This window comes from Bartonella elizabethae F9251 = ATCC 49927, from assembly GCF_000518165.1.
GTDB lineage: Bacteria > Pseudomonadota > Alphaproteobacteria > Rhizobiales > Rhizobiaceae > Bartonella > Bartonella elizabethae.
In genome coordinates this window covers 12,787-26,245 of record NZ_JADB01000010.1, presented here as the reverse complement: position 1 = coordinate 26,245, position 13,459 = coordinate 12,787, and the positions used below count along the sequence as shown (strand labels likewise).

The 13,459-nt window shown below is 36.7% G+C and carries 12 protein-coding genes; 1 reads left to right on the top strand and 11 read right to left on the bottom strand.

The genetic code is table 11. The features are described 5' to 3' along the window. Positions 1–120: 120 nt before the first annotated feature. From T429_RS0106995 to tpiA, 8 genes are all read right to left on the bottom strand, one after another. Positions 121–561: a TM2 domain-containing protein gene (locus T429_RS0106995; protein WP_005773694.1), complete on the bottom strand. Its 441-nt coding sequence runs from the start codon at positions 559–561 to the stop codon at positions 121–123. A 383-nt stretch (positions 562–944) separates the two neighbouring features. Then, a complete protein-coding gene (locus T429_RS0106990) occupies positions 945–1,355 on the bottom strand; it encodes a TM2 domain-containing protein (protein WP_005773695.1) in 411 nt (136 codons plus the stop codon). Between the two features lie 370 nt (positions 1,356–1,725). Then, entirely contained in the window at positions 1,726–2,133 is a 408-nt protein-coding gene (locus tag T429_RS0106985) for a TM2 domain-containing protein (RefSeq protein WP_005773697.1), read from the bottom strand. Positions 2,134–2,247: 114 nt separating this feature from the next. Then, entirely contained in the window at positions 2,248–3,516 is a 1,269-nt protein-coding gene (eno, locus tag T429_RS0106980) for a phosphopyruvate hydratase (RefSeq protein ID WP_005773698.1), read from the bottom strand. 71 nt (positions 3,517–3,587) lie between these two features. After that, positions 3,588–4,424: a 3-deoxy-8-phosphooctulonate synthase gene (gene kdsA, locus T429_RS0106975; RefSeq protein ID WP_005773699.1), complete on the bottom strand. Its 837-nt coding sequence runs from the start codon at positions 4,422–4,424 to the stop codon at positions 3,588–3,590. Between the two features lie 27 nt (positions 4,425–4,451). Beyond that, entirely contained in the window at positions 4,452–6,080 is a 1,629-nt protein-coding gene (locus tag T429_RS0106970) for a CTP synthase (protein WP_005773700.1), read from the bottom strand. 127 nt (positions 6,081–6,207) lie between these two features. Beyond that, positions 6,208–6,660 carry a preprotein translocase subunit SecG gene (secG, locus tag T429_RS0106965; RefSeq protein WP_005773701.1) on the bottom strand — a complete coding sequence of 151 codons (453 nt, stop codon included), beginning with the start codon at positions 6,658–6,660 and terminating at the stop codon, positions 6,208–6,210. Positions 6,661–6,742: 82 nt separating this feature from the next. Beyond that, positions 6,743–7,507: a triose-phosphate isomerase gene (tpiA, locus tag T429_RS0106960; protein WP_005773702.1), complete on the bottom strand. Its 765-nt coding sequence runs from the start codon at positions 7,505–7,507 to the stop codon at positions 6,743–6,745. 154 nt (positions 7,508–7,661) lie between these two features. Here tpiA and T429_RS0106955 point away from each other — a divergent pair, with 154 nt between their 5' ends. After that, entirely contained in the window at positions 7,662–9,551 is a 1,890-nt protein-coding gene (locus T429_RS0106955) for a peptidyl-prolyl cis-trans isomerase (RefSeq protein WP_005773703.1), read from the top strand. A gap of 826 nt (positions 9,552–10,377) precedes the next feature. On the opposite strand, the gene T429_RS0106950 is transcribed toward T429_RS0106955, so the two are convergent. The 3 genes from T429_RS0106950 to yajC all read right to left on the bottom strand — a co-directional run bounded on the left by T429_RS0106950 (position 10,378) and on the right by yajC (position 13,327). Beyond that, complete coding sequence (locus T429_RS0106950; RefSeq protein WP_005773705.1) at positions 10,378–11,238, bottom strand: phytoene/squalene synthase family protein; 861 nt, start codon at positions 11,236–11,238, stop codon at positions 10,378–10,380. Between the two features lie 782 nt (positions 11,239–12,020). Beyond that, a complete protein-coding gene (locus T429_RS0106945) occupies positions 12,021–12,407 on the bottom strand; it encodes an Mth938-like domain-containing protein (protein ID WP_005773706.1) in 387 nt (128 codons plus the stop codon). 458 nt (positions 12,408–12,865) lie between these two features. Then, the gene (gene yajC, locus T429_RS0106940; protein ID WP_005773707.1) at positions 12,866–13,327 is read right to left on the bottom strand and encodes a preprotein translocase subunit YajC; all 462 of its coding nucleotides are present in this window, start codon (positions 13,325–13,327) and stop codon (positions 12,866–12,868) included. Positions 13,328–13,459 lie beyond the last annotated feature (132 nt).

Sequence of the window (13,459 nt, the reverse complement as noted above, 5' to 3'; positions counted from 1 at the left end):
CACCTCATTACTCAATCTACACACGCAAACAATTTGTTATCACCAATTTATCCCCCCCTTGAACACAATCAAAGTAAGCTGAATGACTCACTTTTTATATGTCAAATATTGGATATCTCACTAATTTGTGATTTTATGCCCATCTTTGTCCTTAAAATTTCCTGTTAAAATGACTATAAAATCAATCAATATCCAAGGTGTAACTATTAAAAAAAGCCCTAGAAGCCCTACAAAAAATGGTATAGTTATCCAACTTATTATATTTATAAGAAGCAGTGCAATGCCCGTTCCAACTTTACCAACCATAAAACGATGAATTCCTAGTCCACCTAGAAAAAAACAAACGACCGCTAACGTCACTTTTGATTGTTGTGACTGACCTTCAGTCAAGACAGGGAAAATAGATTTAACGGTATCCCCTTCACACACAAAATCAACAACATCACCAACCTTCGGCGGCTTTTTTCCTGACCAATCCCAATTCGCAAACTGATAGCGCTTACCATCAGCCCCTGAAATGAAATAATCTCCTTGATCCTCACCGATAATCTTACCTTTCATCTTCACCACCTATAAAATTGCTATTCATAAAGAAGTTTTTCTTCTAATATGATAATATGTTAGATAAACCTCACCGCATGAGTACGATCTGCACTCACCGTGATATATGACAATTTAAAAAGCTTAAAATCCCCCAACAACTTAAAATTCCCGCAATTATAAGTGGCAATACAAAGCACGCTGTTCGATTTGCACTTTTACTTTTTTCATATGAAATAGTACAGTCTTTTTCAATAGTTTTATTTAAATATTTATCATTTTCTTTAATATTTCACATTTAAAGACATAGATTAAAATAATTTACATTATTAAATTAATATATTAAAAACATTAAAAGTAAAGAAAGTCCCTCACTCTTTACATTTTATATTATTCTAAAATTTCTACCAATTTATAATTTTATCCCCATTTTCATCCCTAAAGTATCCGGATAAAATAACTATAAAATCAATAAATGCCCATGGTATAGTGACCAACAGTCCTATACCTGTTATAGTCATGAGAAGCATCACAATACCCGTTCCAACTTTACCTGCCATAAAGCGATGAATCCCCAACCATCCAAAAAACCAACAAACAAGTGCTATCGCCAATCTTGATTTTTCTGACTGAGATTCACTCAAAAGAGGGAAAACAGATTTAACAACATCATCTTCATATACAAAATCAACAGTATCCCCTACCTTTGGTGTTTTTTTCCCTAACCAATTCCAACTCGCAAATTGATAACGCTTACCATCAGCCCCTGAAACGAAATAATCTTCTTGATTTTGACCAATAATCTTACCCTTCATCTTTGATCACCTATAAAGCTGCTCCTCATGTGTTATTCATAAAGAGATTATTTCTAATTTGATAATATATCGATTAACCTCACGGCGTAAATAAAATTTGTAGCAACCGTGATAAACGTGAAATTAAAATCGTTCAGAGCCCCCCAATAACCTAACGCTTTCTGCTGCTATGAGCAGTAATACAAAACACACCTTAGTTGTTTTACCCATATAAAATAGCACAGTCTTTATTCAATACTTTATTTAACTGTGCATATTTTTCTTAATATCTCACATTAAAGAGCTAGAGTAAAATGATTCGGTATGATGAACTTAATATGTTTATAAAAATAAAAAGCGACCTCAATTATCTGCTCTTTATCATAAAAAATTACAGATCTGTAATCTGATTCCCATTTTTATCCGTAAATTTTCCAGCAAGAATGAGTATGAAATCAACAATTGCCCAAATACCTGTAATCATCAATCCAACAACCGATAAAGATAAAACAAGCATTAACACACCCGTCCGAACTCTCCCAACCATAAAACGATGGACACCAAAAATACCTGCACACCAACAAAGGAGCGCAAACATTGTCCTTGAGTTCTCTGTACCTGATCTCAACAATGGAAAAACAGAACTGACTACACCTCCTTCACAGACAAAATCAACGGTATCACCAATCCTCGGGGATTTCTTTCCCAACCAATCCCAAGTCGCAAACTGATAACGCTTACCATCATCACCCGAAACGAGATACGTTCCTTGATCTTGACTAATAATTATACCTCTCATCTTAATCCCTATAAATTTAAATGCCTATAAAATAATTGCTCTATATCTTTGATAAGACAGCTCAATTTTATACTCTAAATGATCTTATACTTTCATATTTTTTGCTCACAAAAATCAACGATATACATCACCAGCATAACGCGCTTGGTCCCCTAGCATTTCTTCAATACGAATAAGTTGATTGTATTTTGCTAATCTATCCGAACGTGCAAGAGAACCTGTTTTAATTTGTCCACAATTTGTTGCAACCGCAAGATCGGCAATGAAAGAATCCTCTGTTTCGCCTGAGCGATGAGATATAATGGCACGATAACCCGCTTTATGTGCTGTTGCTACAGCATCAAGTGTTTCACTCAATGTCCCAATTTGATTAACTTTTATGAGAATAGAATTGCCTACTCCCATCTTGATACCCTCACGCAAACGCGCTGAATTGGTTACAAATAAATCATCGCCCACAAGCTGACATTTTTCTCCAATTGTATCAGTAAGAAGCTTCCAACCTTCCCAATCATCCTCTGCCATTCCATCTTCAATGGTAACAATAGGATAACTTTTCACAAGGTGCGCCAAATAATCGACTTGTTCTTGGATGTCGCGACATTTTCCCTCACCTTTATAAAAATATGAACCATTTTTATAAAACTCAGTAGAAGCACAGTCTAAACCAATGGCAATTTGCTCACCTGGTTTATAGCCACATGTTATGATGGATTCCATAATAAAATCAATTGCTTGATCTGCACTTTTAAACTGAGGTGCAAAGCCACCTTCATCACCAACATTGGTATTATATCCCGCATTTTTTAAACGTTTTTTCAACGTATGGAAAACTTCAGCACCATAACGGATGGCCTCTCTCACGGTAGGGGCTCCTACTGGAATAATCATAAATTCTTGAAAATCAATCAAGTTATCAGCATGAACCCCACCATTAATAATATTCATCATAGGTGTTGGAAGAATATGCGCTTGCGGTCCACCAATATAACGATACAAGGGTAAATCTAATGAGTTTGCGGCGGCTCTTGCAACAGCCAATGAAACACCAAGAAGTGCATTAGCACCAAGACGGGCTTTGTTTGGCGTTCCATCCAAAGTAATCATGGCTTGATCAATAGCGATTTGGTCTCTTGCATCCCGCCCACCAAGTTCTTCAAGAATTTCGCCATTGACTGCAGCAACCGCTTTTTCAACACCTTTCCCTTGATAACGCGGACCACCATCACGAAGCTCTACAGCCTCATGTGCCCCCGTTGAAGCTCCTGAGGGAACCAACGCGCGACCAAAAGCGCCATTTTCCAAATGAACATCAACTTCTACCGTCGGATTACCACGGCTATCAAGAACCTCACGCCCCATGATATCGACAATGATCGTCATCTATGTTTCCTTATCCAATAAAAGTTGCGATTCATTTCTAATGTCCTATTTGCAAAATATTTTTTCTCTTCTTAATTCAATTTTTTTGACAAATGATCAAATTCCATTAAAGTCTCAAGCAATCTTTGTAAATCATCAATTTTAACCATATTGGGGCCATCAGAAGGGGCATGGTCTGGATCTTGATGTGTTTCTAAAAAAATACCGGCAACCCCAACAGAAACAGCCGCACGCGCTAATACTTCAACAAATTGACGCTGTCCACCAGATGAAGCCCCTTGCCCTCCAGGTTCTTGAACAGAGTGTGTTGCATCAAAAATAACAGGCGCCCCAAATGAACGCAAAATAGGCAACGAACGCATATCCGAAATAAGTCGGTTATAGCCAAATGATGTACCGCGCTCACAAAGCATAACATTGGGATTACCACTGTGAACAACTTTTTTTAAAACATTCTCCATATCCCACGGTGCTAAAAACTGCCCTTTTTTAATATTAATAACACACCCTGTTTTGGCGGCAGCAATCAAAAGATCTGTTTGACGACATAAAAAAGCGGGTATTTGCAAAATATCAACCGTAGAAGAAACAATGCTACATTGCTCTTCGGTATGCACATCAGTCAATATGGGACAATCAAACTCTTTTTTTAAATCAGAGAAAATGACCATTGCTTTTTCAAGACCAATGCCCCGTGCTGCACTCAAAGAGGTACGGTTGGCTTTATCATAACTTGATTTATAAACAAACCCGATACCAAGCTGATCGGCAATTGTTTTAATACAACCAGCCATTTCAAAAGCATGATCACGACTTTCCATCTGACACGGCCCTGCAATTAATGAAAGGGGCATTTCATTTGAAAAAATAACATTTCCAACTTTTACTTGGGCATTTGGTTTTGTCATTTTATCCCTCAAAAGAAAAATTATACCTTAAACTAATCGACTTTGTTCTACAGCAGCTTCAATAAAAGAAGCAAAAAGTGGATGGGGTTCGAAAGGGCGTGATTTTAGTTCTGGATGATATTGAACACCAATAAACCACGGATGATCTGCATATTCTATTGTTTCCGGCAAAATGCCATCGGGAGACATACCAGAAAAAATCAAACCACACTGCTCTAGCCTGTCTTTATAATCAATATTGACCTCATAACGATGACGATGTCGTTCAACAATCTTTGTCATCCCATAAATTTGAGCAATATGACTTTCTTCTTTTAATTCAGCAGCAAAAGCACCAAGGCGCATGGATCCACCAAGGTCGCCATTTCTTGCCCGTTTTTCAAGAACATCACCTTTGAGCCATTCGGTCATTAAACCTACAATTGGATTTTCTGTTTCGCAAAATTCACTTGATGATGCATTCTCAATCTGTGCAATATTGCGTGCAGCTTCTATACAAGCCAATTGCATACCAAAACAAATCCCTAAAAATGGAACTTTACGCTCTCGTGCAAATTGAATTGCTCGAATTTTTCCTTCTGCTCCTCGAGCACCAAAAGCCCCAGGAACCAAAATTCCATGCACTTTTTGTAAAGTTGAAATGGAATCTTCTTTTTCAAGAAGTTGCGAATCAATCCACTCAATATTAACTTTCACTTTATTCGCTAAACCACCATGTGCAATCGCTTCGATAAGAGATTTATAAGCATCCTTTAAGCCCGTATATTTTCCTACAACAGCAATCGTAACTTCTCCTTCAGGGTGGTGAATGCGATGTGTAATATCTTCCCACCGATCCATCTGAGGTGGAGGGGACGTATCGATTCCAAAAGCGCGAAGAACTTCAGAGTCTAAACCCTCTTTATGATAGGCCATGGGAACATCATAAATTGTTGGCATATCTAATGCCTGAATGACCGCTTTGGCGCGAACATTGCAAAAAAGTGATAATTTGCATCGCTCTGTTTCTGGAATAGGCCGATCTGCACGCACAAGCAAAATATCAGGAGAAATACCAATTGATTGCAATTCTTTGACAGAATGTTGTGTTGGCTTCGTTTTTAATTCACCTGCCGAGGGGATATAAGGCATTAATGTAAGATGGACATAAACAACATTTTGTCGAGAGAGCTCATTACCAAGCTGTCGAATCGCTTCAAGAAAAGGCATGGCTTCGATATCACCAACTGTTCCACCTATTTCACATAAAACAAAATCAAACTCTTCATTTCCCGTTGTAATGAATCGCTTAATTTCATCTGTAACATGCGGAATAACTTGAACTGTTGCCCCCAAATAATCACCCCGCCGTTCTCGTTCAATGATATTGCGATAAATACGCCCTGTTGTAATATTATCTTGGCTATTTGCAGAATGCCCCGTAAAGCGCTCATAATGACCAAGATCAAGATCCGTTTCCGCACCATCATCAGTCACAAATACTTCACCATGTTGATAAGGAGACATTGTCCCTGGATCAACATTTAAATAGGGATCAAGTTTGCGAAGGCGTACACGATAGCCACGAGCCTGTAATAACGCTGCTAACGCCGCCGCTGCGATGCCTTTTCCAAGGGAAGAAACCACACCACCAGTAATAAAAACATAACGTGCCATGGGCTTATGGTGATAAGCAATTTATTATGATTTTTCCAGCAAAAAATGAAAAAAGAAGCAATTTTTCCTCTAAAATAAAAAAGGTGAAAAAATCACCTTTTTAAAAATCTATATTTTCTTTAAAGAACTATTTTGTATTATGATCCGGAACTGTGTTTTCAAGAACCGGCGGAACTGGGGTTTCCGCTTCAGGATTTTTAAGCGATTTTTGTTCCTGCGGAGAATCGGAAGGACCTCCTAGCTGTTCAAGAATAGAAGGGGAAGATTTATCATCTGATGATGGGATTGATTCTGAACCTTTATTGGTAGAATTCTGCTCTGAATTAACCGGTATACGCTTTAAAATATCAGAGCTCGAATTTGATATACTTCCCACAACAGTAAGTCCAATGGACACAACAAAAAAGCAACAGGCTAAAATAGCTGTCAACCGTGTTAAAGGATTTCGAGATCCACGGGTTCTCATCAGCCCTGAGCTATTACTCACACCGAGCCCACCGCCTTCTGAAGGTTGGATTAAGATAACTCCAACCAAAGTAATCACAATCAATAAATGAATAACAATAAGTACTGTTTGCATAAACCCTGCTCTTCCAATAACTCTTTTATAGCTATTTACACATAAATAACACACAATCCAAGAGGGAACTCAAATTTCTCTGTTATAATTTACGACAAACATCGCAAATCGTTAAAAAATCAATGGCTTTTAAGCTAGCTCCGCCGATCAAGGCCCCATTAACATGAGGAATGCTTAAAAGCTCAAAAGCATTGGATGGCTTTACGGATCCACCATAAAGCAAACGTATCTTATTGCCTTGATCACCAAAACGAGAGCGCATCTCATCACGAATAAAATGATGCACTTTTGCAATATCTTCTGAAGTTGCCGTATTGCCAGTACCTATCGCCCAAACAGGTTCATAAGCGATAATGGTATTCTCTGCTGTTGTATCATCTGGTAAAGATCCTTCAAGCTGCTGCGTAAGGACATTTAGGACTTCATTATTGTTGCGCTCCTCCAATGTTTCACCAATACACACAAGCGCCACAAGACCTGCGCGCCATGCTGCTTGCACTTTGGCACAGACAATTGCATCATTTTCCTGATACACTGTACGACGCTCTGAATGCCCAAGAATAACGTGACTTGCTCCGGCTTCTTTAAGCATAAAAGCTGAAATATCTCCCGTATAAGGACCATGATCATCAAAATGACAATCTTGCCCTCCTAAAAGGAGATTTGCACCATCCAGCGTATCAGAAGCAGGCGATAAAAGCGTTGCTGGAAGACAAATAAGCGCTTCAAATAGATGATTGAGATCAGAGCTAACGCCTGTAGCAATAGCACGTAACTCTCCAAGCGATTCTCTCGTTCCATTCATTTTCCAATTTCCAGCAAGAAAAGGCCGAATATTTCGAGACATATCTTCACCTCAAGAGCTCTTATAATACTTCATTTATTTGTAGTATCAAATTATAAAACGAAAGCAAGTCTTTAAAAGCTTGCATCTTTCGTCTCTTTATTGCAAATTCCATTACTAATTTGATAATAACTTATGTTTAAAATGGAATTGAACAATGCTTGACGTCATAAGAAGTGCTACAAATTCTTGGATTTTCAGAGTTTTCCTTGCTATTTTACTCTTATGCTTCATTCTTTTATGGGGGATACCACACTTACACACAAAAAGCGAAAGAGATCTTATTACTTCTGGAAATTCTATCGTAACGATCGATGATTATCGTCTCGCACTTGCCGATCAAAGCGCACGTTTAGCACAGGCTGCTCATCTTGGGCGAATGTTTACCCCAAATGAAATGCAGCAATACCAAATTCCTGCTTTTGTGTTTAATCAATTGCAACAAAATGTACTGCTTGATGAACAAGTCCGTAAAATGAAAATAAGTCTTTCAAAAGATACCATCGCCCGTACGATTGGTTCTGATAAGATGTTCCAGATAAATGGTACATTTGATAAAAATTTATTTTATAACTATCTTCAGCATTTACGTATCAGTGAAAGTGCTTTTCTTAATTATTATACCAAACAAGAAAAGCGTAACCAACTTATTGCAGCTTTACTCTCTGACATGAAAACACCCGATCTCTTTTATAAAGCACTTGCTCTTTATCAAGGAGAAATGCGGAGTGCTGATTATCTCATTATTGATCTAAAAGAAAAGCAAACGATTGCTGATCCTGATCACGAAACACTACAAAAATGGTTTGAAACACATCAAAGTGAATTTCGCACTCCAGAATACCGTACTGTCTCTTTGCTATCTATGGAACTTAATGATTTCGTAAAACCTAAAGATATCTCAACAGATGAGGCAAAAGCCTACTATACCCAAAATGCTTCACGTTTTGTAACGCCTGAAAAGCGCACATTCGAAGAACTACGATTCCCCACCCGCGAAGAAGCCGATAAAGCAGCAAAAAAAATAGCCGATGGATTGAGTTTTGATGAACTGGTAAAAACTGAAAAAAAGACTCTTAATGATATAAAAAAAGGGCCTCTTACAGAAAATGAACTTCCTAATCATCTTGCATCTGAAGTTTTTGGACTCCCACAAGGACAAATCAGTCCTGTAATAAATGATTTACAGGGACCTGTTCTCGTTCGCGTCACACATATCGAACCTTCAAGCTCTCTTCCTTTTGAAAATGTAGAAGAAAATATTCGCCAAACTCTTGCTAAAAATCGTGCTGCTAATGAGATCCGGAGCAATTATGTATCCATTGAAAATGCTCGTTTTGAAGGCGCTTCTTTTAAAGAGCTTGCGGACCAGTACAAATTAACTCTGCGCACAATTACCCTTGATAAAACAGGCAAAACGCTTGAAGGTACAGTCCTCACGGATTTGCCTCAAAAAGATACTTTACTAAATGCTATCTATCAATCAAATGAAGGCGTCGATCTTGATCCTCTCTCTTTTCAAAATGGTGGGTATCTCTGGTATAAAGTCGATAAAATTATTCCTGCCCGCGATAAAACACTAGAAGAAGCTAAGATAGATGTTCTTTCTCAATGGAAAAATGAGGAGATCCAACGCCTTCTTGATGAAAAAGCCCAAAATGCTCTCAAACAGCTTATGGAAGGAAAAAGTTTTGTTGCCCTTGCTCAGACACTTGGTGTTACAAAACAAACAACGACCCTTCTCCGGCGTCAAGATCCCTCTGAAGTTCTTGGTGTTGAAGGGATTAAAACGTTATTTTCTGGTCCCCAAGGTCATTATGGCATCATAAAAGGTCCGGTTGCAACAAACCGTATCGTTTATCAAATAAAATCTGTAACGATGCCTAAAGATATCACGCCTCATACTCTTTCACCTGAGGTTCGGGCCAATATAGATATGATGATAAGAGAAGATCTTAAGCTAGAAATCCTACAAATTGCCAACCAAGAACATCCTTCGGAAATTAATAGCAAAAATTATAATCAGATCTTTAATACTCTCCAATAAAAAGGATTAAGAACGGCATTACAATTAACGCTCTCGCAAGTCAGTGCATTTATGGATTTGCGAGAAAATAGGTGATGGATATGTAGTGTCTGTTTTTTTCAACACATTTAGAAATAATATTATCTATCCAAAGGTTGTAAGGGGTGTCGCTAATTCAGCTATAAATGTCATGCTTCTTGTCATTACATTTACAGCTTGTCATATTGCTACTCTTAATATTCGTTCATAAGGTGCGTATTGCTTCTTTCTTCAATGATTTTCATTGACACACTCAACTTATGATATGAAAAAACTATTTTAATATTCATTATAAACGTGATTTAAAATGAGAAAATCTTTATTTATTCAACGCTCTCATTCAATATGGAAAAAATAAACTCTCATGATAAATTAATATTTTTATATATCATAGCAATCATCAATTACAGATTCATAACTTTAACTTTTCAAAAATGAGCGTTTTTTAAATGCTTGGAAGTTAAAATAACTTTTCTCATAAAAAATTATCTTTCATTTGCAAATAAGACCCGACCAATACCGTCAGAGTACTCAATATCAAAAGTTCTTCATCAAACAAAGAAATGGATTAAGCTTTATCTCATATTTTGTCTTATCGGTTTCTCACATATCCGATACACTAAATAAAACAATTTAGTGATGAGAAAACACGGCGTATTTTACAGATCGTAAAATTTCTTATTCTTTTGCGTTCATAGAAAGAATTATATCAACGTTTTTTATAACAAGGAAATGGTTTGATATTGCAGTATCTCTTTTTATCTTCAATATGAAAAAATCAGCTTAATTCTAATGTAGTCATATTATTTTATAATATCTTTGGAAAATGACCGCTTAGTGCCGCTCTTGTTATCAACCAATAGCGATGTATCAATGGCAAAGTTGCACTTTCTTGAAAAATTGCAGCCCCTAGCTGTAGAGCCTTTTGAAGAGAAGCGGGTATAATGACCAATGGAAGAAAAGCTGGTTTAAGAGCTCTAGGTATAGCATGAGAAGACGCGTAAAGTTTGCGATAATGATCACGTGATAATGCGACCATAGCTTCTACAATACGGTTCTTTTGTTGATCACTGAGACGATGAGAATCCAAATCCTTCCTATTCACCCCTACAGCCTGCAGCATATCAGTAGGTAAGTAATAGTGATAGTGTGATTGCATGAAAGATAAAAGGCGCAATACACCACTTAATCCTTGAGCAATTCCTCCATGTTTATAGGTATCTGTAAAATCTTGTGTGGCATCAGGATTTAATATCTGACAAGAAAGCTGTAAAATTATACTTGCCGTCTCACCACAATAATGCTCGAGATCATGAAGGGTTTCTAGTGGGGTGTGATAAAGATCTAAAATTTGTGCATCACAATACCGTAAAAAAGCTGTCTTAGGTAAATTAAAAAGAGTCATTGCTGTCAACAAATCATTCAAAATTGGATGATTTCCACTCGTTTGCATTTCACCGTGCGCGATAGAATCATACCACCAGCGTAATCGTATTTCTCCGATGAGAGGATCATGAACACTTTCGCGAATACGAGAAATCTCAGCATTAAATGCGTAGAGAGCAGCCAATGCTTTGCGCTTTTTTTTAGGTGCAAATAAAACCGATATATAGCGATCACGATCTATGGTACGTAAAATATCAAGACAATAAGGAAGAGAACTTATCATTCTATGAACCTATTAACGTCCCTTTTTTAGCCATTCAATTAATATTCTCTTTTTATTCATATTAAAAAATGAGAGATAAGGAAATACGGCTCAGAGAATAAGATTTTTAAAATTAAAAATTAAATTAATCATTTTTTTGATAAAATTTATCTTATAAGCTGAAACTTTCATTTGTCATAAAAACAGCTAAAAATGAACCGTAACATGCGTAATGAAACTTATGACAACAAACAACGCAAAACTCTCTTTAACTGAATAGATGACAATAAACTTTTATAGAAAATAACTGATTATAAAAACTTCATCAAATGATTGACCTCTTCTCTTTTATAAGAAGCAAAGATTTTGCTCCGCACCAGTCTGGCAAAAATCCAATTGTTTTTGATAAGTTGCTATTGCTCATAAGGAATTAGTTGATAATAATACTTTATCGTTTTGCCTGTTGAATTAGAAACCCTAAGATCATATCGTTCTCTCACTTCAAACCTATTCCCTTTCCCGTGACACACAGAGCGGATGTGTAGATGTTTTTTAAACAATCCCGCCTATAAATCGCTTCAAGTGCCAGAGGCTTATCACTTATGTGATATACTAGTCCCTATAAGCTAGGCCTGTTCTGAATAACTTGCTGCTGTATTAAAATACACTTAATGTATGAAGTTATGTATATTTTACGTTCCTTATATCACCGCCTTAAATGACGACGGCATTTTACGGTATAGAAAAATAATTACCTTTGTCCTCTATGCTAGACAAGGGCATTTATTTTATTAAACCATGCTTTATTCTACCGCAAATAATAATGCCGCAACAGCGCGATCTTCAGCCAATAAAACATTAAATGTACGCACCGCTGCTCCTGTACTCATTGTATCTGATGAAATACGCTTTTCCCATAAAAGAACTCGTAACTCTTCGGGTAATCGTAATAATTCATTTCCAGTCCCTATTAATAAAACTTCAATCTCATTTGCCTCTTCTAAAACACGAGATAGATTCCCTTGAGTGGGAAGAGGTCCTGCCATATCAATGCCATAAATTCCTGATGGGACACAAATAATAGAACCTCTATGTGACATATCAGCAAAACGAAATCCACCATTTCCATAAGCATCAATAGGCGCACGACTCGGAAAATGTGCTTCACGAATTTGTATGGCATCGGACATAAATAAGCACCTTTTATTTTTAAAACCCCTCTTGTCTTTTACTTCTCATCATAAAAGTTAACGGCAATACAAATAGTGATATGTTAACCCTAGCCCTTCAGAATATTGAGGTAGAGATTTTACTATAAAATTTTGATCGGATCATACAACAAATATATGAAAATTTAGCAATAAACTGCGATTAAATGCTATACTTATCTAGCTTTTAAGAATTCTTCTGATTAGTTACCACAAAGATAAAAAACTTCTCTTTGATGGAAATGATTGCATTGCTTAAAAGACAGGAAAACTTGTCGTGATATCCTATAAATAAAGCAACAATTTTAATAGTCTACAGAAAACAAAGACACCACTTTCTGTCGTGACTATAAAAAACATTCCTCCTAATGAAATTGCCTTTATATTTCGATATTTTTTATAAAAATACTTTTTAAAATGGTATAAATCGCACTTACACTTTAAGATGCATTTTCCTTATTTTCCTTTGATACAGTTTTTTCCTCTTTAGAGATACTCACATTTCCTCTCACAGTCTTTTTAGACTTAGACTTTTGTGGTGTTTTTGTTTTAGCATTAAGTTTTGATTTTTTTTCTGCAATCGGCTGACCTTTAACACATACATCCGCTAATGTTGAACGAACAACACGAATATTCATATTCTCACCAATTTCAACCTCTAGTTCACCACTCTCGTCGTGAACCTTCGTAACCTTGCCGATAATACCACCACCTGTTATAACTGTATCACCACGACGTACTGCATTAAGCATCTCCTGCCGTTTTTTCATTTGGGCGCGCTGTGGGCGAATGGCAAAAAAATACATAATTGCAAAAATTAAAATGAATGGGATAGCGTTAACAAATGAAATTCCACTGGAAACATCGCCTGCACTTTGAGCATAAGCGTTCGTAATAGACATTTTTATCTCCTATAGTTAAACTTCAGGTATTTCCCACTCTCTTAAAATAAAACTCCGATTCAGAAAAAATTCCTCAAGAATTTATTATAAAAAGTGATAATGATATAACGTAATACCAGCTTTATGAAAATG

Bases quoted from the DNA above. Each gene is read 5' to 3' on its own strand.
- yajC (WP_005773707.1), bottom strand. From the start codon at position 13,327: ATGTCTATTACGAACGCTTATGCTCAAAGTGCAGGCGATGTTTCCAGT.
- T429_RS0106995 (WP_005773694.1), bottom strand. From the start codon at position 561: ATGAAAGGTAAGATTATCGGTGAGGATCAAGGAGATTATTTCATTTCA.
- kdsA (WP_005773699.1), bottom strand. From the start codon at position 4,424: ATGACAAAACCAAATGCCCAAGTAAAAGTTGGAAATGTTATTTTTTCA.
- T429_RS0106955 (WP_005773703.1), top strand. From the start codon at position 7,662: ATGCTTGACGTCATAAGAAGTGCTACAAATTCTTGGATTTTCAGAGTT.
- T429_RS0106985 (WP_005773697.1), bottom strand. From the start codon at position 2,133: ATGAGAGGTATAATTATTAGTCAAGATCAAGGAACGTATCTCGTTTCG.
- T429_RS0106950 (WP_005773705.1), bottom strand. From the start codon at position 11,238: ATGATAAGTTCTCTTCCTTATTGTCTTGATATTTTACGTACCATAGAT.
- T429_RS0106970 (WP_005773700.1), bottom strand. From the start codon at position 6,080: ATGGCACGTTATGTTTTTATTACTGGTGGTGTGGTTTCTTCCCTTGGA.
- T429_RS0106945 (WP_005773706.1), bottom strand. From the start codon at position 12,407: ATGTCCGATGCCATACAAATTCGTGAAGCACATTTTCCGAGTCGTGCG.
- eno (WP_005773698.1), bottom strand. From the start codon at position 3,516: ATGACGATCATTGTCGATATCATGGGGCGTGAGGTTCTTGATAGCCGT.
- T429_RS0106990 (WP_005773695.1), bottom strand. From the start codon at position 1,355: ATGAAGGGTAAGATTATTGGTCAAAATCAAGAAGATTATTTCGTTTCA.
- tpiA (WP_005773702.1), bottom strand. From the start codon at position 7,507: ATGTCTCGAAATATTCGGCCTTTTCTTGCTGGAAATTGGAAAATGAAT.
- secG (WP_005773701.1), bottom strand. From the start codon at position 6,660: ATGCAAACAGTACTTATTGTTATTCATTTATTGATTGTGATTACTTTG.